General features: G+C 69.6%; 19 protein-coding genes. 8 read left to right on the top strand and 11 right to left on the bottom strand.

Annotated elements, in window-relative coordinates; genetic code table 11:
- Positions 1–66 precede the first annotated feature (66 nt).
- Genes AC07VM_RS15185 through dut form a run of 3 tightly spaced genes read right to left on the bottom strand, consistent with a single transcriptional unit; the run spans position 67 to position 1,864 of the window.
- Positions 67–813: a DUF3159 domain-containing protein gene (locus tag AC07VM_RS15185; RefSeq protein ID WP_494912036.1), complete on the bottom strand. Its 747-nt coding sequence runs from the start codon at positions 811–813 to the stop codon at positions 67–69.
- Positions 810–1,397 (bottom strand): DUF3710 domain-containing protein, encoded by a 588-nt coding sequence (locus tag AC07VM_RS15180; protein WP_267414698.1) that lies wholly within the window; start codon positions 1,395–1,397, stop codon positions 810–812. Before AC07VM_RS15180 ends, AC07VM_RS15185 begins: the two co-directional genes overlap by 4 nt.
- Entirely contained in the window at positions 1,394–1,864 is a 471-nt protein-coding gene (gene dut, locus AC07VM_RS15175) for a dUTP diphosphatase (protein ID WP_267414700.1), read from the bottom strand. Before dut ends, AC07VM_RS15180 begins: the two co-directional genes overlap by 4 nt.
- A gap of 12 nt (positions 1,865–1,876) precedes the next feature.
- On the opposite strand from dut, the gene AC07VM_RS15170 reads away from it, so the two are divergent.
- Positions 1,877–2,341, top strand: coding sequence for a DUF3093 family protein (locus AC07VM_RS15170; protein ID WP_494912035.1), 465 nt, complete (start codon positions 1,877–1,879; stop codon positions 2,339–2,341).
- Between the two features lie 175 nt (positions 2,342–2,516).
- On the opposite strand, the gene AC07VM_RS15165 is transcribed toward AC07VM_RS15170, so the two are convergent.
- A complete protein-coding gene (locus tag AC07VM_RS15165; protein WP_029259298.1) occupies positions 2,517–2,810 on the bottom strand; it encodes a DUF4193 domain-containing protein in 294 nt (97 codons plus the stop codon).
- A gap of 198 nt (positions 2,811–3,008) precedes the next feature.
- On the opposite strand from AC07VM_RS15165, the gene sepH reads away from it, so the two are divergent.
- Positions 3,009–4,061 carry a septation protein SepH gene (gene sepH / locus AC07VM_RS15160; RefSeq protein WP_494912033.1) on the top strand — a complete coding sequence of 351 codons (1,053 nt, stop codon included), beginning with the start codon at positions 3,009–3,011 and terminating at the stop codon, positions 4,059–4,061.
- A 42-nt stretch (positions 4,062–4,103) separates the two neighbouring features.
- Here sepH and AC07VM_RS15155 read toward each other — a convergent pair whose 3' ends face one another.
- Positions 4,104–5,225 (bottom strand): alkaline phosphatase family protein, encoded by a 1,122-nt coding sequence (locus AC07VM_RS15155; protein ID WP_494912032.1) that lies wholly within the window; start codon positions 5,223–5,225, stop codon positions 4,104–4,106.
- A gap of 44 nt (positions 5,226–5,269) precedes the next feature.
- On the opposite strand from AC07VM_RS15155, the gene AC07VM_RS15150 reads away from it, so the two are divergent.
- Positions 5,270–7,711, top strand: coding sequence for a DNA gyrase/topoisomerase IV subunit A (locus AC07VM_RS15150; RefSeq protein ID WP_494912031.1), 2,442 nt, complete (start codon positions 5,270–5,272; stop codon positions 7,709–7,711).
- An 81-nt stretch (positions 7,712–7,792) separates the two neighbouring features.
- Here the strand turns inward: AC07VM_RS15150 and AC07VM_RS15145 are convergent, their stop codons facing one another.
- Positions 7,793–9,919, bottom strand: coding sequence for a DNA gyrase/topoisomerase IV subunit B (locus tag AC07VM_RS15145; protein ID WP_494912029.1), 2,127 nt, complete (start codon positions 9,917–9,919; stop codon positions 7,793–7,795).
- Between the two features lie 182 nt (positions 9,920–10,101).
- On the opposite strand from AC07VM_RS15145, the gene AC07VM_RS15140 reads away from it, so the two are divergent.
- Entirely contained in the window at positions 10,102–10,320 is a 219-nt protein-coding gene (locus AC07VM_RS15140; RefSeq protein WP_021200689.1) for a DUF7455 domain-containing protein, read from the top strand.
- Between the two features lie 17 nt (positions 10,321–10,337).
- Here the strand turns inward: AC07VM_RS15140 and AC07VM_RS15135 are convergent, their stop codons facing one another.
- Together AC07VM_RS15135 and AC07VM_RS15130 are read right to left on the bottom strand one after the other, a co-directional pair.
- A complete protein-coding gene (locus AC07VM_RS15135) occupies positions 10,338–11,393 on the bottom strand; it encodes an alanine racemase (RefSeq protein ID WP_494912027.1) in 1,056 nt (351 codons plus the stop codon).
- Entirely contained in the window at positions 11,390–12,094 is a 705-nt protein-coding gene (locus AC07VM_RS15130) for an alanine racemase (RefSeq protein WP_494912025.1), read from the bottom strand. The genes AC07VM_RS15135 and AC07VM_RS15130 overlap by 4 nt, the downstream gene beginning before the upstream one ends.
- Positions 12,095–12,174: 80 nt before the next feature.
- Here AC07VM_RS15130 and AC07VM_RS15125 point away from each other — a divergent pair, with 80 nt between their 5' ends.
- On the top strand, positions 12,175–13,191 hold the full coding sequence (locus tag AC07VM_RS15125) for a sugar-transfer associated ATP-grasp domain-containing protein (RefSeq protein WP_494912023.1): 1,017 nt from the start codon (positions 12,175–12,177) through the stop codon (positions 13,189–13,191).
- Positions 13,192–13,250: 59 nt separating this feature from the next.
- Here the strand turns inward: AC07VM_RS15125 and AC07VM_RS15120 are convergent, their stop codons facing one another.
- From AC07VM_RS15120 to AC07VM_RS15110, 3 genes are all read right to left on the bottom strand, one after another.
- Positions 13,251–13,943: a coenzyme F420-0:L-glutamate ligase gene (locus AC07VM_RS15120; protein WP_494912021.1), complete on the bottom strand. Its 693-nt coding sequence runs from the start codon at positions 13,941–13,943 to the stop codon at positions 13,251–13,253.
- The gene (locus AC07VM_RS15115) at positions 13,943–15,181 is read right to left on the bottom strand and encodes an RNA polymerase sigma factor (protein ID WP_267414770.1); all 1,239 of its coding nucleotides are present in this window, start codon (positions 15,179–15,181) and stop codon (positions 13,943–13,945) included. Before AC07VM_RS15115 ends, AC07VM_RS15120 begins: the two co-directional genes overlap by 1 nt.
- 168 nt (positions 15,182–15,349) lie before the next feature.
- Positions 15,350–16,291, bottom strand: a complete 942-nt coding sequence (locus tag AC07VM_RS15110) for a proteasome assembly chaperone family protein (protein ID WP_267414773.1) — start codon at positions 16,289–16,291, stop codon at positions 15,350–15,352.
- Positions 16,292–16,404: 113 nt separating this feature from the next.
- Between AC07VM_RS15110 and AC07VM_RS15105 the strand changes: the two genes are divergently transcribed.
- From AC07VM_RS15105 to sucB, 3 genes are all read left to right on the top strand, one after another.
- The gene (locus AC07VM_RS15105; RefSeq protein ID WP_494912019.1) at positions 16,405–17,877 is read left to right on the top strand and encodes a leucyl aminopeptidase; all 1,473 of its coding nucleotides are present in this window, start codon (positions 16,405–16,407) and stop codon (positions 17,875–17,877) included.
- 3 nt (positions 17,878–17,880) lie between these two features.
- Positions 17,881–19,254, top strand: a complete 1,374-nt coding sequence (lpdA, locus tag AC07VM_RS15100) for a dihydrolipoyl dehydrogenase (protein ID WP_494912017.1) — start codon at positions 17,881–17,883, stop codon at positions 19,252–19,254.
- Positions 19,255–19,319: 65 nt separating this feature from the next.
- Positions 19,320–21,071 carry a 2-oxoglutarate dehydrogenase, E2 component, dihydrolipoamide succinyltransferase gene (gene sucB, locus AC07VM_RS15095; RefSeq protein ID WP_494912016.1) on the top strand — a complete coding sequence of 584 codons (1,752 nt, stop codon included), beginning with the start codon at positions 19,320–19,322 and terminating at the stop codon, positions 21,069–21,071.
- Position 21,072 lies beyond the last annotated feature (1 nt).

Below are 21,072 nucleotides of genomic sequence, written 5' to 3'. Positions count from 1 at the left end.
ACCAGTCTGCTCCGCGCAGCTCACCGGCGAAAGCCTGCGATTTATCTTGATGTCAAGATAAATCTATCACGCCTCGGGAGCGTCCCCGCGCGCAGGTTCGCGCGGGTGGAGCGCGCGGACCACCAGCCAGGTGACGGCGATGAGGGGCGCGAACAGCGGCAGCCCCATGATGAGCTTGAGCGTGCCGAGGGCGGTGACGTCACCCGCGAGGTACAGCGGCAGCTGCACCGCCAGGCGCGCGAAGAACAGCGCCGCCCAGGCGATTCCGAGCCAGAAGTAGGCGCGGCGCTTGCGGCGGTCGCTCCGCCAGCTGGTGCCCTCCCCCATCAGGAATCCGACCGCGAGGCCGATCAGCGACCAGCCGACCAGCGCGGACACGAGGATCACCGATCCGTAGACGGCGTTCGTGATGAGACCCGGCACGAAGTTGTCGGCGCCGCGACCCGTCCACAGGGCCAGGGCGGCCGCGGCGACGGCAGCGATGAGGCCGCCGAGCGCCGCGGAGGGCGGAGACTTCTGGACCAGCCGGACGATCGTGAAGAGCGCGGCGATGCCCACCGAGATCCCCAGCGACAGGATCAGCGGCTCGGGACGGATCGTGAAGAGGATGACGAAGGCGAGGCTGGGCAGGACCGATTCGAAGATGCCGCGCCAGCCGCCCATGGCCGACCACACCACCTTGTGCGTGGTCGCGCTCTCGCTGGGATCGAGACCGGCCCGGCGCGCGGCACTGCCGAGCGCCTCCCCGAGGATCTCGGAGGTGCGCTTCTCGCGTTCCGCTTCGGGCTCGGGCGTGGGCTCGGGCGTGGTCACGCGGAGCCCGGGGTCGCCGGCATCTTCAGCGGGATCAGGTCCCTCGGCGGCATGGGGGCGCCGCCGCGGACGACGACGATCGAGCGGAACAGGTCCTCGACCTTCGCACCCGCCTCCGGGTCGGACGCTCCGGCTCCGCCGATGACACCGCGGAGGAACCAGCGCGGACCGTCGATGCCGATGAAGCGTGCGAGGCGCAGGCCGGAGCCTTCACTGGCCGCGGCGGGGACCTCGGCGAGGAGCTCCTTGCCGAGCGGACCCTCGCGCTCCTCGACCCGACCGCCCTGAGCCTTCACCTGGTCGCGCAGCTGCACGCGCGTCTCGTCCCACAGGCCGCCCGTGCGCGGGGCGGCGAAGGGCTGCACCTGGAGCGACGAGTCGGCGTAGTCGAGGCCGACCGCGACGATGCGCTTGGACTGCTCCTCGACCTCGAGGCGCAGGTTCAGGCCCTCGCGGGGCAGGATCTTGATTCCCCCCAGGTCGATGTACGGGCGGACCGGGTTCGCCTCGGAATCGTCGAAGGGACCATCGGTGGCGCGGTTCACCGGCGCCGACTTCGAAGGAGTCTCGTTGTTGTCTGTCATTTGGTCTGCCCTGCTTCGTTCTGCGTGAGCCCCGCCTGGTACCCGGTGGAGCCGAATCCGCCGGCACCACGAACGCTGTCGGGCAGCTCGTCGACCGGGAGGAACGTGGCACGTGTCACCGGCATGATGATCAGCTGCGCGATGCGATCGCCGACCGCCACATCGTACGCGCTGTGGATGTCGGTGTTGATCAGACTCACCTTGATCTCGCCCCGGTACCCCGCGTCCACCGTGCCGGGCGAGTTCACGATCGAGATCCCGTGCTTGGCGGCGAGACCGCTGCGCGGGACCACGAAGGCGGCATACCCGTCGGGCAGCGCGATGCGGACTCCCGTGGCCACGAGAGCGCGCTCACCGGGCTCCAGGCGCACGGCCTCGGCCGCCACCAGATCGGCGCCGGCATCGCCCGGATGCGCGTACCCGGGCACCACTGCGGCGATAATGGGGACATCAACGGAATCGGTCACCCCATGAGGCTAATGCAGAACCCCGCAACAGACGCACGTCCCCGCTACCGCGAAAGACTCGCTCCGAGCCTCTGGCTGCTCGTGACGGTCGCGGTGGCAGGACCGATGGTGTCACTCGTCTTCGTGCCGATCGGTTCGACCGTCGCACTCGCGCTCGGCGCCGCGGTGTCCGCGCTCCTGGTGCTGGGCTTCATCGCCGCCACACCGGTCGTCTCCGTCGACGGCACCGTCCTTCGCGCCGGCCGCGCCCACATCGATGCGCGGTTCCTCGGAGAACCGGTCGCGCTGACCGGTGAGGACGCCCGCCAGGCCCGTGGCCCCAGGCTCCCCGCGCGGGGATGGCACCTGATCCGCGGCGGGATCGACGGCGTCGTCGTCGTCCCGAACCTCGACCAGGACGATCCCGTGGAGGCGTGGACGATCTCCACCCGCACGCCCGACCGTCTGGCCGCCGCCATCCGCGCCGCACGCGGCTGAGCAGTCCCGCCGCACGCGGCCGAGCATTTCCCGCCGCACGCGGCCGAGCATTTCCCGCCGCACGCGGCCGAGCGCCCGCACCCCACGCGGCCCCGCATCCGCACATCCCCGCAGACGACAGCGCGCCCCTGACCGGAACGGTCGGGGGCGCGTGATACGTCGCTCGGAGGACTGCTTACGCAGCGCACTCCTTGCAGATGGGCCCGGATGCGCCCTCGTGGTCGAGCTGCGAGCGGTGCTTCACGAGGAAGCAGCTCATGCACGTGAACTCGTCCTGCTGCGCGGGCAGCACGACGACATCGAGCTCGAGGTCGGAGAGGTCGGCACCCGGGAGGTCGAAGCTCGACGGGTTGTCGGAGTCCTCGTCCCCGCTTGAGCCGGAGAGCTTGTCCGGCACACGCTCCTTGAGGGCTTCGATCGACTCGGAGTCGTCTTCGCTCTTTCGGGGGGCGTCGTAATCGGTTGCCATGCGGTAGATCTCCACTTTCATGGTGCGAGTGGGTGGTGCGCCGTCGGGTATTCGGCGGCCATAGTTTGCACGACCCGAAGGCATAACGCAAATGCTCGTCCGTGCGACAGAGCAAACTCACGGCACGCCCAGGGTATTCCCGGTCCGAGCGCCCCTCGCGTGACACCATGAACGCACACCCATCAGAGGGGCATTCGCATGGAAAACGTCACCATCGTCGGCACAGAAGCAGGAGTCCTCGTACTCGCGACCGAGTCGGGCGAGCGGTTCGCGCTGCCCATCGACGACATGCTGCAGCGCGAGATCCGTCGCGCCACCCGCCAGGCCGAGCCGACCGCGCAGAAGCTCGCGGCCAGCCCGCGCGACATCCAGGCGCAGATCCGCGCAGGGCTCACGGCCCCCGAGGTCGCCGAGCTGCTCGGGATCAGCGTCGAGGACGTGGCGCGATTCGAGGGACCGGTCCTCGCCGAGCGCGAGCACATCATCGGGCAGGCGCTCGCCGTGCCCGTGCTCATCGGGAGCGAGGTCGAACCCGACGCGCAGCCGACCTTCGGGGTCGCCGTCCGCGCCAAACTCGCCGAGATCGAGGCCACGTCGGAGCGCTGGGCGAGCTGGAAGGAGGACTCCGGCTGGACCGTCAAGCTCGAGTTCACCGCCAACGACGTCGAGCACGACGCCCGCTGGAGCTTCGACCCGCGCCGCAGCGCGCTCTCGCCCCTGAACGCGGACGCCACCCAGCTCTCCCGCCAGGGCTCTCTCCCGGACGGTCTGATCCCGCGCCTGCGCGCCGTCGAGGCCGACCGCCTCACGTCGCCGTACAAGGACGAGAGCCGATTCGACTCCGGAGCCTTCGGCCCGCGTCTGCTCCCCGCGCCGGACGGCGAGTTCGAGGACCCGTCGCTCCCGGAGCGCTCCGACGTCGCCGCGCAGGACGCCGCGATCAAGCGCGCGCCCTCCTCGCAGACCACGAACCCGGAGACCGCCGACCTGCTGGAGGCTCTCCGCCGCCGCCGCGGACAGCGCGAGACGGCACCCCTGCTGGACGAGGACGAGGACTCCGAGCGCCACGAACCGAGTCCGATCTCACTCTTCGAGGTGTTCGAGCAGTCCGACGACGAGCCGGAGCCTCCGCAGGCCCCCGCTCCCGCAGCGACCCCCTCGGACTCCGCCGACACGAGTGGTCGGCGGCGGCGTCGGAACGCCATGCCGTCGTGGGACGAGATCGTGTTCGGAGCCCGCACCGACGAGTGACGGTCTGCTCGCCCACACCGGGTCCCGGCACGGGCGCAGGCTTCAGCGCGCGAAGGCTCCGAGCCGGATCACCGGCACCTGCCGCTCCTCGGCGGTGAGCGCACCGTGCTGGCCCACCATGCCCCGTCCGCGCTGGTCGGCCGCCGTCCCGTCGTAGATCGCCCAGGCACCGCGGGCGATCGCCATCACATCGCCGATCCGTGATGCGGCCGCCGCCGTGACGGTCGGCCCGAACAGGCCGTGCTCGATCGCTTCCGCGCGCGTGACCACATCCGCCACGCCTTCCAGGTCCGCGCGCCAGCGAGCCAGCGCCGCGGCACCGTCCGCCTCGGCGTCGAGATGCACGTGGAGCATGCGAGGCTCACCGCCCACGTGGCGGACACCCGCGAGGTGCTCCTCCTCGAGGATCACCTGACGGTTGACGGGGACATCGACCATGCCGTGGTCCGAGGTGACGAGCACGCCCACACCGGGCGGGACGCGTGCGGCGAGTGCGGCATCGACCTCTTCCAGCGCGGCCACCCACTCGCCCGAGGCGACCCCGTGCTTGTGCCCGGCCTTGTCGACCTCGGGAAGATAGCAGTAGACGAGCGAACCCGGATGGGTGTGCGCGAGCTCATACGCGAGCTGGACGCGCTCCGTCGCCGTCGCTGCGGAAGAGAACCGGGCTCCACGCAGCGTCGCCTTCGTGAAGCCGCTGTGCGCGTACGCCGCGAGACCGACGGCGAAGCTCTCGTGACCCTTCGCGTCGAGACGCTCGAAGACGGTGGCTGCGGGCTGCCAGGTGAGCGGATCCAGGCCGTCCGTCTCCCATCCGCTCAGCTGGTTGACGAGCACGTCGCGGCTCGCGTCGAGCACCCGGTAGCCGACGAGGCCGTGCTCACCGGGCCAGACCCCCGTGAGGATGCTGGTCAGCGCCGCTGCGGTGGTCGACGGGAAGACGGACGTCGCGACATCCTTCTTCGTCATCCCCGCCGTCAGGGAGCGCGCGTGCCCGGCGTGACCGCGCAGACTGATCGCCCCGAGCCCGTCGATCACGACCAGCACGACCGATTCCGCACGCGGCAGCACCTCGGACTCGCCGCGGAGCGCGGCGAACAGGTCGCCCGCCACCCCGACGACGCTCCGGGCGCTCGCGGGTGCGGACGGTAGCATGAGGGACATCCGAGCCAGTCTGACACAGGCTCCCGTACGCCCTCAGGAAGTCCATGCCGAAAACCCCGCCGCCCGAGCCTGTCGAGGAGCGCATCCAGGACATCGATCTCTCGACGGAGATGCAGGGCTCGTTCCTGGAGTACGCCTATTCGGTGATCTACTCCCGCGCGCTGCCCGATGCGCGCGACGGACTGAAGCCCGTGCAGCGCCGCATCCTCTACCAGATGGCGGAGATGGGCCTGCGGCCCGATCGCGGTCATGTCAAGAGCGCGCGCGTCGTCGGCGAGGTGATGGGAAAGCTCCACCCGCACGGAGACTCCGCGATCTACGACGCACTCGTGCGCCTCGCACAGGAGTGGGCACTGCGTGTGCCCCTGGTCGACGGTCACGGCAACTTCGGCTCCCTCGATGACGGCCCCGCTGCAGCGCGTTACACCGAGGCGCGGCTCGCGGCGGCCGCCCTGGCCCTCACCGAGAACCTCGACGAGGACGTCGTCGACTTCATCCCGAACTACGACGGTCAGTTCCAGCAGCCCGCCGTCCTGCCCGCCGCCTTCCCGAACCTCCTGGTCAACGGCGCCAGCGGCATCGCGGTCGGCATGGCGACCAACATGGCACCGCACAACCTCATCGAGGTCGTGGCGGCGGCGACGCACCTGCTCGAGAACCCGGACGCCACGACCGAGGACCTGATGGAGTTCGTGCCCGGTCCCGACTTCCCCTCGGGCGGCATCCTGATGGGTCTCGACGGTGTCAAGGACGCGTACACGAACGGACGCGGCGCCCTCAAGGTCCGCGGCAAGACGTCGATCGAGCCGCTCGGTCCACGCCGCACCGGAATCATCGTCTCGGAGCTGCCGTACATGGTGGGCCCCGAGCGCCTGATCGAGAAGATCCGCGATGCGGTGCAGGCCAAGAAGCTGCAGGGCATCAGCGACGTCACCGACCTCACCGACCGCAATCACGGTCTGCGCGTCGCGATCGGCGTGAAGACCGGATTCGACCCGAACGCCGTCCTCGAGCAGCTGTACCGCCTCACGCCGCTGGAGGACTCCTTCAGCATCAACAACGTGGCCCTGGTCGACGGCCAGCCGCGCACCCTCGGGCTCAAGGAGATGCTGAGCGTCTACGTGGGTCACCGCCTCGAGGTGATCACGCGCCGCAGCCGCTACCGTCTCGCCCGTCGGGAAGAGCGTCTGCACCTCGTCGAGGGGCTGCTCATCGCGATCCTCGACATCGACGAGGTCATCCAGGTCATCCGCTCGTCCGACGACTCGGAGCAGGCCCGCACGCGTCTGCGCTCCGTCTTCGACCTGAGCGAGCTGCAGGCGGAGTACATCCTCGAGCTGCGGCTTCGTCGCCTGACCAAGTTCTCCCGCATCGAGCTGGAGAGCGAGCGCGACGCGCTGCTGGCGGAGATCGCCGCGCTCCGCGAACTGCTCGGAAGCCCCGTGCTGCTCCGCGCCGCGGTCGCCCGCGAGCTGGATGCCGCGGCCGATGCCTACGGCACCCCGCGGCGCACGCTGCTCATGAACGCCGCTCCCCCGAAGCCGCGAGCGACCAAGGGAGCGGTCGACCTGCAGATCGCCGACGCGCCGACCGTCCTCGTGCTCTCGACCACCGGCCGCGCCGTGCGCGTCGACCTCGGCGAGGGTCAGGAGCTGACCGTCCCGGCTCGCCGCAGCAAGCACGACGCCATCCTCACGACGGTCGAGACCACGGTCCGCGCCGAGCTCGGTGCGCTGACGAACCTCGGCCGTGTCGTGCGCTTCTCGCCCGTCGATCTCCCGTCCGTGCCCTCCACCTCGGTGCAGCTGGCCGCGGGGACTCCGCTGCGCGACTACCTCGGCATCACCGCCAAGGGTGAGCGGATCCTCGGCTTCGTGCGGTTCGACAGCGAGACGCCGATCGCGCTCGGCACGGCCCAGGGCACGGTCAAGCGCATCGTCCCGTCCACCCTCCCCGTGCGTCCTGACCTCGAGGTCATCGGCATGAAGCCCGGCGACACCGTCGTCGGTGCGGCCGAGGCTCCGGACGACGCCGAGCTCGTGTTCGTCACGACGGATGCGCAGCTGCTGCACTTCGCCGCGTCGTCGGTCCGCCCCCAGGGTGCCCCCGCGGGCGGCATGGCCGGCATCAAGCTCGGCGCCGGCGCATCGGTCCTGTTCTTCGGCGTCGTGGACCCGGCGGTCGAGGCCGTCGTGGCCACGGTCTCCGGTGCCGACAGCGCCCTCCCCGGAACCGAGCCGGGACGCGCCAAGGTGACGTCGTTCACGGAGTACCCGGCGAAGGGCCGTGCCACCGGCGGTGTACGCGCACACGCCTTCTTGAAGGGCGAGGACCGTCTCACGGTCGCCTGGGTCGGTCCGAACCCGCCGCAGGCCGTGGACCCGACCGGCGCGGTGCGCAAGCTCCCCGAGCTCGGTGCGCGCCGCGACGCCTCCGGTCAGCCCGTCGAGGGCGTCATCGGATCCATCGGCCGCACGATCGTCTGATCGCCGAGCGGAACGACGACCGCTCGAACGAAGAGAGCCGGCCCGGTATCGACCGGGCCGGCTCTCTTCATCTCCTCGGACTCACGCGTCGATGGACTCGCGGGAGAGCCGGTCGGAGGAGTCGATGATGAACTCGCGGCGCGGGGCGACCTCGTTGCCCATGAGCAGCTCGAACACGCGGCCGGCGGCCTCGGCATCCTCCATGCGCACGCGGCGCAGGAGTCGCCCGGAGCGGTCCATGGTCGTGTTCGCCAGCTGCTCCGCGTCCATCTCACCGAGACCCTTGTAGCGCTGGATCGGCTCGTGCCAGCGCTTGCCCGCCTTGCGGAGCTTCGTCAGCAGCGCGTGCATCTCCTGCTCGCTGTAGGTGTAGATCGTCTCGTTCGGCTTGGACCCGGGGTTCATCACGATCACGCGGTGCAGCGGCGGGACCGCGGCGAACACACGGCCGTGCTCGATCAGCGGTCGCATGTAGCGGAAGAAGAGCGTCAGCAGCAGCGTGCGGATGTGTGCGCCGTCGACGTCGGCGTCGCTCATCAGGATCACCTTGCCGTAGCGCGCCGCATCGATGTCGAAGGTGCGTCCGGAGCCGGCGCCGATCACCTGGATGATCGATGCGCACTCGGTGTTCGACAGCATGTCGCCGACCGAGGCCTTCTGCACGTTGAGGATCTTCCCTCGGATCGGGAGCAGCGCCTGGAACTCGCTGTTGCGCGCGTTCTTGGCTGTGCCGAGAGCCGAGTCGCCCTCCACGATGAAGAGCTCGCTGCGCTCGACCTCGTTCGTGCGGCAGTCGACGAGCTTGGTCGGCAGCGTCGAGGACTCCAGGGCGTTCTTGCGACGCTGGGTCTCCTTGTGCGCACGCGCCGAGACGCGGGCCTTCATCTCGGAGACGATCTTGTCCAGCAGCTGCGTGGCCTGGTTCTTGTCGTCGCGCTTGGTCGAGCTGAACCGCTGCGCCAGGTCCTTGCGGATCACCTGCGCCACGATCTGACGAACAGCCGGAGTGCCCAGCACCTCCTTGGTCTGGCCTTCGAACTGCGGTTCGGGCACGTTGACGGTCAGCACCGCCGTCAGCCCGGCCAGGACGTCGTCCTTCTCGAGCTTGTCGTTGCCGACCTTCAGACGACGCGCGTTCTGCTCGACCTGCGTCCGCAGCACCTTCAGGAGCTCCTGCTCGAAGCCCTGCTGGTGCGTCCCGCCCTTGGGCGTCGCGATGATGTTCACGAACGAGCGGACGCGGGTGTCGTAGCCGGTCCCCCAGCGCAGGGCGATGTCGACGGCGCACACGCGCTCGACCTCCGTGGCGATCATGTGCCCATCGGCCTGCAGCACCGGCACGGTCTCCTTGAAGGTTCCCTCGCCCTGGATCCGCCACGTGTCCGTGACGGGAGGATCGATCGCGAGGTAGTCCACGAATTCGGAGATGCCGCCCTCGTACAGGTATGAGGTCTCGTCGGTCCCGACGACGGTCGTCTCGCCATCGGAGTCCGGGACCGGGACGACCTGTCCCGCCGCCCGTGCATCCTTGACGACGATCTCGAGCCCGGGGACGAGGAAGGCGGTCTGGCGCGCACGCGTCTCGAGCTCCGAGAGCTGGAACGCGGCGTCCTTGGTGAAGATCTGCCGGTCGGCCCAGTAGCGCACGCGAGTTCCGGTGACGCCACGCGGCGCCTTGCCTATGACGCGCAGCTCGCTGTTCTCCTCGAACGGCGTGAACGGCGCGTCCGGGCGCTTCTCCCCCGAGTCCGTGAAGATGCCGGGCTCGCCGCGGTGGAACGACATGGCGTAGGTCTTGCCGCCGCGATCGACCTCGACGTCGAGACGCTCCGACAACGCGTTCACGACGGAGGCGCCGACGCCGTGCAGACCGCCGGATGCCGCGTAGGAGCCGCCGCCGAACTTTCCACCGGCGTGCAGCTTGGTGTAGACCACCTCGACGCCGGTCAGGCCGGTGCGCGGCTCGACGTCGACGGGGATGCCGCGACCGAGGTCGTGCACCTCGACGCTGCCGTCGGCGTGCAGGATGACGTCGATCTTCGTGCCGTTGCCGGCGACGGCCTCGTCGACGGAGTTGTCGATGATCTCCCAGAGGCAGTGCATGAGGCCCGGCGAACCGTTCGACCCGATGTACATGCCCGGGCGCTTGCGGACAGCCTCAAGCCCCTCAAGCACCTGGAGATGATGGGCGGAATACTCGGCATTCACAATCTCCGAGTCTATTCTCGACAGACGCTCTCCAGCCGCAGACACTCCCCACGGATGGCTACGGGAGGCCCACCGCGTACGCGCTGAGCGAAACACGCCGCAAACCGGGCATGCGTACAGGTGGGGCGTGGTTGTATTGACCAAATCCCCCAAGCGAAGCCGACACCCGAGGAGGCACCGAGATGAACGCAACGACCGAACGTGACACCTCCACCGTCGAGTTCCGTCTGACGGCCATGGATCGCTGTGATTCCTGTGGCGCTCAGGCGTACATCGCTGCCGAGGTGAACGGCTCCGAGCTTCTGTTCTGCGCCCACCACGGCCGCAAGTACGAAGAGAAGCTCCGCAGCATCGCCACCAGCTGGCACGACGAGACCGCCCGTCTCGTCGAGACGGTCTGATCGTCTGCTGAGACGGGTCAGTCCACGACGACCCGGCGCACCCGTGCGGTGAGCCTCGTGAGGATCTCCTCACCCACGGTGTCGATCCTCTCGGCGAGGGCGGTGGCGGAGTCTTCTCCGTCGTCCCCCGCTCCGAAGAGCACGACCTCGTCACCGACGCGGGCGCCGGGCCAGCCGTCGACCACCGACGAGGTGTGACCCACCTCCCGCAGCGCCCTGGCTCCGCCGGGGGTCCCGACGCTCGCGCCACGCACCGTCGAGGGCAGACCGTCGAAGCTCCCGATCCCGATCCGCACCTCGCTGTCCGTCGTCTCGTCGTCCGTCGTCTCGACGACCGGGGCCACGAGCGTCGCCGCCGGGCGTATCCCTTCGAGCTCCGGACCATCTGCGGAGCGGACGCCGTAGCAGAACGCGCCGATGCGCGACACGGTCCCCCGCAGCTCCGGCCGCCACCAGGACGCCGCCGATGCGGTGAGGTGGAGGGCCGTCGGCGTCGGACCGGACTCCCCCGCGACGCGGACGGCGTCCAGGAAGACCTTCTGCGCGTCGTCGTCGTCGGCGTCACTCGCCTCGGCGATATGGCTCCACACGCCGACGAGCTCCAGGAGACCGGCGGCCTCCGCACGTCGAGCCTCGGCGACGGCGGACTCCCAGTCTTCCGGCAGCACGCCGTTGCGGTGCAGCCCGGTGTCGATCTTCAGATGCACCCGGGCTCGCGACCCCAGGGCCTCCGCACGCGCGATGATCCGCCGCAGATACTCGACCGTCCCGACCCCGAGGTCGATGCTCTGCATCAGGGCCTCATCGATCTCGGCGTCCGTCGATGTCGCCCAGGCGAAGATCCTGGCGTCTCCGCCGACGATCCGCCGCACGGAGAGGCCGCTGCGGATGTCATAGCTGCCGAACGAGTCGACCCCTGCCTGTACGGCGTTCTCGACCGCCCACGCGAGCCCGTGTCCGTAGGCGTCGTCCTTGAGCACGAGCATGAGCGTCGACGGGGACACGCGCGCCTGCACGGCGGCGATGTTCGCGCGGAAGACGCTGCTGCTCAGACGGAGCTCGGGGCGCGTCATGCTTCCCACCCCCGGACGGCGTGCGCCCCGGCCACGGTGACCAGCTCCGCGGATTCCATCCCGGTGATGTCGGCCCAGCGCGCGATGCCCGCCGCTGCAGGGCCCTCCCCGCCGAAGTAGGTGACCTCGGTCCCCACCTCCGCGTCTCCGCCTTCGAGGTCGACGACGCAGACGTCCATCGCGACCCTCCCGACGATGGGGCGGGCGATTCCGTCGATCTCGACGTGGGCGTTGTTCCCGAGAGCCCGCACGATCCCCTGCGCGTAGCCGCCCGTCACCAGGGCGGCCGTGGTGTCTTCCGTCGCGCGGAACGTGTAGCCGTAGGAGACGGCGTCTCCGGGGCGCAGGCGCTTGGTGGAGAGCACTCGTCCCGTCAGACGCATGACCGGACGCGTCGCGAGCGCACCCGCGGTGTCCGGCAGGCCGTAGAGGAGTGACGAATCGATGTCGGGCTCACCCGTCGTGGTGCCGACGATGCCCTCGAGGTGGAGGGCTTCGACCTCGCCCGGCGCGTCGACGAGCACGCGCTCCGCTCCCGCCGCGGTCACCGCCTGAGCGACCGCGAGGAGACCGTGGCCCCAGGCATCGCGGCGGAGATCGGCCACGCGACCGCCCTCGAGAACCGCCGCAGAGGCCGCTGCAGCCAGGGCCGAGCGGGAGATCACCGCGCGCGGCAGGGAGCTGGAAGTCGTCTCGCACACGTGCTCCAGCCTAGCTTCCGGCTCCCAGGTCGACCTGCGATGCCCCCGTAGACTGGTGGTGACCCCGACCCTGGAGCCACATGTCTCGTCTTTCCCTCGCGCCCCGCATCCGCTATCTGCTGGGACGTGCCCGCCGCATCGATGTCGGATCGGTGGTGGAACGCGCCAAGGAGGCGTCGGAACAGCACCACAAGGCCGTTCCCGCCATCGTCGTCGACATGCTGTGGTCCGCCGCCCGGCACAACGTCGGCTTCCAGGACTACATCGACTACGACTTCGCCATGCTCACGAAGGCGGAGCGCGAGACGTACATGACCCACCCGGTGTCGAACCAGCTCTCGCAGCGGTACGACCACCCCGACTATCGCTGGATCTTCCAGGACAAGGTCGAGTTCGACAAGCAGTTCGCCCCCTTCCTGAAGCGCGAGTGGATGGTCGTCGAGGAGGGCAACGCGGATGCCGTGCGCGAGCTCACCCAGCGCCTCGGCACGATCGTCACGAAGGAGCCGGTGGGGCAGGCCGGCACCGGTGTGCACCGCTACCACGCCGCCGACATCGAGGACTGGGAAGAGTTCCACCGCGGTCTGCTGACGCGCGGAGAGCTGCTCATCGAAGAGGTCATCCGTCAGCACGACGCCCTCGCGGCGGTGTGCCCCGGCACCGTGAACACGACCCGCATCACCGCGTTCTTCGACGGTGAGAAGGCGCACATTCTGGCGATGGCCCAGAAGTTCGGTCGCGGCGCCGTGAGCGACCAGATGACGTTCGGCGGCTTCTACACGATGCTCGACGAGAACGGCCACGCCGTGGGCGCCGGATACGACTCGCACGGCCACGTGCACGAGACGCACCCCGACTCCGGCTTCCGGATCGCGGACTTCCAGCTCCCCTACATGGACGAGGTCCGAGCGTTCATCGACGACGTCGCCCGGGTCGTGCCGCAGGTGCAGTACGTCGGCTGGGACATCGTCGTCTCCCCCGACGGCCCGGTCCTCGTCGAGGGCAACTGGGGTGCCGGCGTGTACGAGAACAAGCCCAGCGTCACCGGCATCCGTACCGGTCACAAGCCGCGCTACCGCAAGGTCATCGGCTTCTGAGACAGCGAGAAGGCCCCGGATGCCGAGCATCCGGGGCCTTCTTCATGGGTTCGTGCGGGTCAGCTCGCGCGGACGATGCCGAGCGGCGTGGACTCGAGGCCCTGGCCGAGCGGGTTGTCGCCGAGGATCTTGACCAGACGACGCTCGCCGTCCTTGTCGAGCGTCGATCCGAGGATGTTGCCGCCCAGGTCGTTGATGTCGACCACTGCGACCTCGGCCTGACCGCCGATGAGCTTCTTCAGATGTGCCGCGACGCCGTCGGGGTCCTTCGGTCCGAGCACGACCGCCTCGTTGTAGGGCGGGATGGTGTGCTTCGTGGGACCGTCGATCGCCCGCGCCTTGTCGCCCGCGATGCGGTAGAAGTCACCACGGCGACCGAACGCCTTGGTGACGGCGGCCACGGCCGAGGCGAACAGGATGCGCGGCGTGCCGCACTCCCGCAGCGCCATCTCCATCGTCTCGGGCATGCCGAGTCCGATGCCGTAGGGCGTGCGCGTGACGTACTTCGAGAGGAACAGCGCGAGCTTGCGCGGCTTGATCTCGTCGAGACGGTACGACCGTCCCTGCGTGATCGCCACGATCTTCTCGGTCACGAACAGCAGGTCGCCCGGCTGCACGGCATCCTTCGCGTACTCGGTGATGATCGCGTCGAGATCGTCGTCCGGCATGACCACACGGGTGCGCAGCGGGATGCGCGCATAGCTCTTTCCGTCGACGCTCGCCTCGAGCGCCTTGCCGTCGTTCGCCTGCATCACTCGAGGTAGTCCCGCAGCGACTGCGAACGGCTCGGGTGACGGAGCTTCGCCATGGTCTTGGACTCGATCTGGCGGATGCGCTCACGCGTCACACCGAACGTGTCGCCGATCTGGTCGAGCGTCTTCGGCTGACCGTCGCCCAGTCCGAAGCGCATGCGGATCACGCCCGCCTCGCGCTCGGAGAGCGAGTCCAGCAGCTGCTCCAGCTGACGCTGCAGCATGGTGAAGCCCACGGCGTCGGCGGGAACCACGGCCTCGGTGTCCTCGATGAGGTCACCGAACTCACTGTCTCCGTCTTCACCGAGCGGCGTGTGCAGGGAGATCGGCTCGCGGCCGTACTTCTGCACCTCGACGACCTTCTCCGGCGTCATGTCCAGCTCGCGGCTGAGCTCTTCCGGAGTGGGTTCGCGACCGAGGTCCTGCAGCATCTGCCGCTGCACGCGGGCGAGCTTGTTGATGACCTCGACCATGTGCACCGGGATGCGGATCGTGCGAGCCTGGTCGGCCATCGCGCGGGTGATCGCCTGACGGATCCACCAGGTGGCGTACGTCGAGAACTTGAAGCCCTTGGTGTAGTCGAACTTCTCCACCGCGCGGATGAGACCGAGGTTGCCCTCCTGGATCAGGTCCAGGAACTGCATGCCACGGCCCGTGTAGCGCTTGGCGAGCGAGACGACGAGACGGAGGTTGGCGCCGAGCAGGTGGCTCTTCGCACGCTGACCGTCACGGGCGACCCACTGCAGGTCGAGACCGAGCTGGCTGGTCTTCTCGGCAGCGGTCATCGCCGACAGCTTCTCCTCGGCGAAGAGACCCGCTTCGATCCGCATGGCGAGCTCGACCTCTTCGGCCGCGTTCAGCAGCGCGACCTTTCCGATCTGCTTCAGGTAGTCCTTGACGGGGTCGGCCGTCGCACCGGTGATCTGCGTCGAGTAGACCGGGACGTCTTCGTCATCGTTCGACGAGATGACGATCGCGCCGGTCGGGAGGGGCTCGGTGAACTTCGGCTTCGCGTCCTCGTCCTCCTCGTCCTCGGCAGCAGCCACGACGGGAGCCTCGTCTTCTTCGACGACGTCCTCGGACTTCTTCTTCTTGACAGGGGCGCGCTTCGCGGCAGCACGCTTCGCCGCGCTCAGGGGCGCGGGCTTCTCGGGCGCATCGGCCTCGACCGGAGCGTCGGCGGTCGTCTCTTCGGCAGCCTTCTTCGTCCGGGTGTTCTTCGTCGTGGCAGGAGTCACGTTTCGCCTTTCACGGAGCTGCTGTGTAGCCCCGGGACATTTCGGACACTAGTAAGACCCTTGTCAAGTCCAATGCTCGAAAACACTGATTGACAACGGGTCAGAGTCCTAGTATCGCACACGTGTGGCGATGCGGACGCATTCCGGCGAAGTTCGCTCCGATCGGCGTCAGCCGCGACCCGGCTTGTCCTCATCGCCCGAGGGCCGGGAGGCGAGGTAGCGCTCGAGTTCGGCCGCCAGCTCGTCGGCGCTGGGCAGGTCGCGCTCGCTGAATCCGCCCTCGTCGTAGGTCCCGTCGTCGGGGTTGCGCCCTGCCATGTAGGCGTCGTAGCGGCGCTCGAGGTTGTGCACCATCTGCTGGAGCTCGTCGTTGCCCGCGACCTGCTCGTCGACGCGGGAGAGGTAGTCCTCGCGGCGCTCCTGCACGGCGTCGAGCATCAGCACGAGGCCCGTGGACGCCATCAGTCGTTCGGCCGCGGCGATGACCGCGTCCGGGTTCTCGGTCTCGGCGAGGTAGTGGGGAACGAGCAGCACGAAGCCCACCGCACGGTCGCCGCGCTCGACGAAACGGAACTCGAGGAGGTGGCCCGCGGTCGCCGGCACCTGCGTGCGCGGCCGCCACACCGAATGCGCCACGGTGAGCTCCCGACGGTTGCCGCTGACCGTGGTGCCGATCGGGCGCGTGTGGGGAACGGGCATGGCGATCGAGTGCACCCAGTGCAGACCCGACACCTCGAACTCGCTGGCGAGGGCGAGGACCGTGCTCGCGAAGACGTTCCAGGCGAAGTCCGGCTCGTAGCCGGCCAGCAGCAGGAACGGGCGCCCCAGGGCGTCCGTCGCGAGCGAGAGCTCGAGACGCGGCGGCCGGAACTCGGTGAGGTGGTCCTGATCGAACGAGATCACCGGACGGCGCGCGCGGTAGTCGAGGAGCACGTCGTTGTCGAAGACGACGATCGGCTCCGGAGAAGCGGTCTCCCGGAGGTGGTCGATCAGTCCGGAGACCGCGCTCCCCGCATCCGTGAAACCGGTGAGCAGCAGCACCAGCGGAAGGCCGTGCGGCACCTCGGGCGCATTCGCGACGCGTTCGTGGATCTCACCGGAGAAGGGCATGTCTCCATGCTACGAGCAGGTCCGGACGAGGGGGCGCGGCGCATCATGCTGAGAGCGAACACGCGCAGGGAGGGCGCGCGACCATGCTGCGGCGAAGATCCTAGGATGGAAGCATGACGCTTCCCGTGCTCTCGCACACCACCGATCAGTTCCCCGGAAGCGCTGCAGATGCCGCAGTGCTCGTCGTCTCCACTCTCACCGAGTCGGCGGAATCGCTGGCCGCCTATCCCGGCCTCGCCGACGCGCTGGCCGGCATCGGGTTCACCGGCTCGGCAGGATCCTTCACCCGCGTGTACGCGCCGGAGGTGACGTCCCTGCCCTTCGCCGTGGTCGGTGCGGGCGACAAGCCGGATGCCGCCGCGATCCGCAACGCCGCCGGCACGGCCCTCCGCACGCTCACCGGATTCGACACCGTGTCGCTCGCTCTCGCCGACGGCCTCGAGCCGTTCGCCGCCGCCGCTGCCGAGGGCGCCGTGCTCGGCGGTCATCGCTTCGACGGCTACCGCACTGAGAAGGGGAAGACCCGGGCGACCGCGGTCACCCTCCACGCTGCTCTCGACGATGCGGACGCTACGCACGCGCAGGTGATCGGCGACGCCGTCGCCCTCATCAAGGACCTCGTGAACGTGCCCGCCGAGTGGCAGAGCCCCGCTCAGCTCGCGGAGAGCGCCGTGGAGAGCGTCGCCGACCTCGACGTCACGGTGGAGATCCTCGACGAGAAGGCTCTCGCCGAGAAGGGCTTCGGCGGCATCCTCGGCGTGGGTCAGGGGTCGGACCGTCCTCCGCGCCTGGTGCGTCTGGACTACGCCCCCGCCGGTGCCACCCGTCACATCGCGCTGGTCGGGAAGGGCATCACCTTCGACACCGGCGGTCTCTCGCTGAAGCCCGCCGCGTCCATGGTCGGGATGAAGTTCGACATGGCCGGAGCCGCCACCTCCCTCGCCGCGCTCCGTGCGATCGCCGCGCTGGAGCTCCCGGTGCACGTGACCGCGTGGCTGTGCATCACGGACAACATGCCCTCCGGCCGCGCGCTGCGCCCCGGCGACGTGATCCGCATCCTCGACGGCACGACCGTCGAGGTGCAGAACACGGATGCCGAGGGCCGCCTGGTGCTCGCCGACGGACTGGTCGCCGCGAGCCGCGAGCAGCCCGACGTGATCATCGACGTCGCCACGCTCACGGGTGCGATCGTCGCCGCCCTGGGGCACCGGCACACGGGCGTGTTCGGCGACGACGACACGGTCGCCGAGTTCCTCACCGCCGCCGAGCAGGTCGCCGAGCCGGCCTGGCACATGCCCCTGCCGGCGTACATGGAGGAGTCGCTCGAGTCCCCCATCGCCGACCTGCAGAACGCGAACATGGGCGACCGGATGGGTGGCGCGTCGTTCGCCGGCCTCTTCCTGCGCCGCTTCGTCGGACGCACCTCCGAGGCCGAGGACGCCCCGCGCATCCCCTGGGTGCACCTCGACATCGCCGGTTCCGGCGAGCACGGCGGATCGCCGTACGGCTTCACCGAGAAGGGCCCCACGGGGGCGATGGTCCGATCGATCGTCGCCTTCGCCGCAGCATCCCACAAGGAGGCATGACACATGACAACCCACACCTTCGACATCGTCGTCCTGGGCGGCGGCAGCGGCGGCTACGCCGCGGCGCTGCGTGCGAGTGAGCTCGGCAAGTCCGTCGCCCTGATCGAGAAGGACAAGGTCGGCGGCACCTGCCTGCACCGCGGCTGCATCCCGACGAAGGCGCTGCTGCACGCGGCGGAGGTCGCCGAGCACGTGCGCGACGCCGCATCCGTCGGCGTGACCGCGACGCTCGAGGGCATCGACCCCGCCGGCGTCCGCGCGTACCGCGAAGGGATCGTCGCGAAGAAGTTCAAGGGTCTCGAGGGGCTCGTCAAGGCCCGCGGCATCACCACGGTCGCCGGACTCGGCCGGCTCAACCCCGACCACAGCGTCAGCGTCGGCGACGACGGGTACGTGGGCGCGGACGTCATCCTCGCCACCGGTTCCTACAGCCGCTCACTGCCCGGCCTCGAGATCGGCGGGCGCATCCTCACGAGCGAGCAGGCCCTCGCCCTCGACGTCATCCCGGAGCGGGTGCTCATCCTCGGCGGGGGCGTGATCGGCGTCGAGTTCGCCAGCGTCTGGCGCTCCTTCGGCTCCGAGGTCACGATCATCGAGGCGCTGCCGCACCTCGTCCCGAACGAGGACATCGCCCTCAGCAAGGGCCTGGAGCGGGCGTTCCGTCGTCGCGGCATCCAGTACTCCCTCGGCACGCGATTCCAGAACGCGGTCCAGGACGACACGTCCGTCACCGTCACCCTGGAAGACGGCAAGGAGTTCACGGCCGACTACCTCCTCGTGGCGGTCGGACGCGGCCCCGTCACGGCCGACCTCGGCTTCGAGGAGGCCGGCGTCGTCCTCGACCGCGGCTTCGTGACGGTCGACGAGAACCTGCGCACCGGCGTTCCCGGTGTGTGGGCCGTCGGCGACATCGTGCCCGGCCTCCAGCTCGCGCACCGCGGCTTCCAGCAGGGCATCGCCGTCGCGGAGCGGATCGCGGGGCTCTCCCCCGCCAACATCCCCGACGTGCAGATCCCGAAGGTGACCTACTCGAGCCCCGAGGTCGCCTCGGTCGGCGTGACCGAGGAAGCCGCCGTCGCCGAGCACGGCGCGGACGCGGTCGTGGCGTACGAGTACAACCTCGCCGGGAACGGCAAGAGCGAGATCATCGGGACGAGCGGACTCGTCAAGGTGGTCCGTCTCAAGGACGGCCCCGTCGTCGGTGTCCACCTCCTCGGCGATCGCGTCGGAGAGCTCATCACCGAGGGCCAGCTCGCCGTCGCCTGGGAAGCGCACCCCGAGGACATCGCCCCCCTGATCCATGCCCACCCGACCCAGAGCGAGGCCCTCGGCGAGGCCTTCCTCGCCCTGGCCGGCAAGCCCCTGCACGCCCTCTGAGCACCAACCGGTGCCCGAGTCACTAAGCTAGACAAGCGTCATACAACCTTGAAGGAGACTCAGTCATGAGCACATCCGTCGTCCTCCCCGCTCTCGGCGAGAGCGTCACAGAGGGTACGGTCACCCGCTGGCTCAAGCAGGTGGGAGACACCGTGCAGGCGGATGAGGGCCTGCTCGAGATCTCGACCGACAAGGTCGACACCGAGATCCCCTCCCCCGTCAGCGGCGTCATCGAGGAGATCCTCGTGGCCGAAGACGAGACCGTCGAGGTCGGCGCCCTCCTCGCCCGCATCGGCGACGGCAGCAGCGCGGCACCCGCCGAGGATGCCCCTGCCGCCGCGGCGCCTGCCGCCGAGGCCGCACCGGCTCCCGAGGCTGCACCGGCCGCCGAGGCTGCACCGGCCGAGCCCGCACCCGCCGCAGAGGCTCCGGCTCCCGCCGCCGAGTCCGCGCCCGCCGGCGATGCGACCGACATCGTTCTCCCCGAGCTGGGTGAGAGCGTCACCGAGGGCACCGTGACCCGCTGGCTGAAGCAGGTCGGCGACAGCATCGAGGTCGATGAGGCCCTCCTCGAGATCTCCACCGACAAGGTCGACACCGAGATCCCGTCGCCGGTCGCCGGCGTTCTCCAGGAGATCATCGCCGGTGAGGACGAGACCGTCGAGGTCGGCGCCGTCCTGGCCCGCGTCGGCTCCGGTGCTGCACCGGCAGCCGCCGCTCCGGCTCCCGCCGCTGAGGCAGCCACCGCACCGGCACCTGCTGCTGAGGCTCCGGCTGCACCGGCACCCGCCGCTGCTCCGGCCGCACCGGCTCCCGCTGCGGCTCCGGCACCCGCCGCCCCGGCTCCGGCTGCTCCGGCACCTGCTGCCGCTGCGGCTCCGGCCGAGTCGAAGCTGGCACTCCCGACCGAGAACGACAACCTGTACGTGACGCCGCTCGTGCGTCGCCTGGCTTCCCAGCAGGGCGTGGATCTGGCCTCCGTCACCGGAACCGGCGTGGGCGGTCGCATCCGCAAGGAAGACGTCCTCAAGGCTGCGGAGACCGCGTCGGCAGCACCGGCTGCGGCAGCGGCTCCCGCTCCTGCCCCGCTCGAGGTCTCCCCGCTGCGCGGCACCACTCAGCCGATGTCACGTCTGCGCAAGGTCCTCGCCAAGCGTGCGGTGGAGTCGATGCAGCAGACGGCCCAGCTAACCACGGTCGTCGAGGTCGATGTCACGGCTCTCGCCGAGTACCGCGACAGCGTCAAGGCGTCGTTCCTGGAGAAGACGGGCGACAAGCTCTCCTTCCTGCCGTTCTTCGCCCTCGCGACCGCGGAGGCCCTCCAGGCGTTCCCGATCGTGAACGCGACGGTCGACGGCGAGAACATCGTCTACCCCGCCAGCGAGAACGTCTCGATCGCGGTCGACACCGAGCGCGGTCTGCTCACCCCCGTGCTGCGTGACGCCGCGTCGAAGAACATCGCGCAGATCGCACACGAGATCGCCGACCTCGCCGCCCGGACCCGCGACAACAAGCTGAAGCCCGACGAGCTCGCCGGTGGCACGTTCACGCTGACCAACACCGGTTCGCGTGGCGCGCTGTTCGACACTCCCGTCGTCTTCCTGCCGCAGTCCGCGATCCTCGGCACGGGCACGGTCGTCAAGCGTCCGGGCCTGGTCAAGGTCGGCGGCGCAGACGCGATCGCCATCCGGTCCTACGTGTACCTCGCGCTCTCGTACGACCACCGGATCATCGACGGTGCCGACGCGGCTCGCTTCCTGGGTGCCGTGAAGGCTCGCCTCGAGTCGGCCCAGTTCGCCTCGCAGCTCGGCGCCTGAC

It is taken from the genome of Microbacterium sp. GW821-FHT01D02 (assembly GCF_059422585.1).
This window is presented reverse-complemented; position numbering and strand designations above follow the sequence as displayed.

Excerpts from the sequence above, each read along its gene's own strand:
- AC07VM_RS15180 (WP_267414698.1), bottom strand. The coding sequence starts at position 1,397 with ATGACAGACAACAACGAGACTCCTTCGAAGTCGGCGCCGGTGAACCGC.
- AC07VM_RS15170 (WP_494912035.1), top strand. The coding sequence starts at position 1,877 with ATGCAGAACCCCGCAACAGACGCACGTCCCCGCTACCGCGAAAGACTC.
- AC07VM_RS15165 (WP_029259298.1), bottom strand. The coding sequence starts at position 2,810 with ATGGCAACCGATTACGACGCCCCCCGAAAGAGCGAAGACGACTCCGAG.
- sepH (WP_494912033.1), top strand. The coding sequence starts at position 3,009 with ATGGAAAACGTCACCATCGTCGGCACAGAAGCAGGAGTCCTCGTACTC.
- AC07VM_RS15155 (WP_494912032.1), bottom strand. The coding sequence starts at position 5,225 with ATGTCCCTCATGCTACCGTCCGCACCCGCGAGCGCCCGGAGCGTCGTC.
- AC07VM_RS15150 (WP_494912031.1), top strand. The coding sequence starts at position 5,270 with ATGCCGAAAACCCCGCCGCCCGAGCCTGTCGAGGAGCGCATCCAGGAC.
- AC07VM_RS15140 (WP_021200689.1), top strand. The coding sequence starts at position 10,102 with ATGAACGCAACGACCGAACGTGACACCTCCACCGTCGAGTTCCGTCTG.
- AC07VM_RS15135 (WP_494912027.1), bottom strand. The coding sequence starts at position 11,393 with ATGACGCGCCCCGAGCTCCGTCTGAGCAGCAGCGTCTTCCGCGCGAAC.
- AC07VM_RS15125 (WP_494912023.1), top strand. The coding sequence starts at position 12,175 with ATGTCTCGTCTTTCCCTCGCGCCCCGCATCCGCTATCTGCTGGGACGT.
- AC07VM_RS15120 (WP_494912021.1), bottom strand. The coding sequence starts at position 13,943 with ATGCAGGCGAACGACGGCAAGGCGCTCGAGGCGAGCGTCGACGGAAAG.
- AC07VM_RS15110 (WP_267414773.1), bottom strand. The coding sequence starts at position 16,291 with ATGCCCTTCTCCGGTGAGATCCACGAACGCGTCGCGAATGCGCCCGAG.
- AC07VM_RS15105 (WP_494912019.1), top strand. The coding sequence starts at position 16,405 with ATGACGCTTCCCGTGCTCTCGCACACCACCGATCAGTTCCCCGGAAGC.
- lpdA (WP_494912017.1), top strand. The coding sequence starts at position 17,881 with ATGACAACCCACACCTTCGACATCGTCGTCCTGGGCGGCGGCAGCGGC.
- sucB (WP_494912016.1), top strand. The coding sequence starts at position 19,320 with ATGAGCACATCCGTCGTCCTCCCCGCTCTCGGCGAGAGCGTCACAGAG.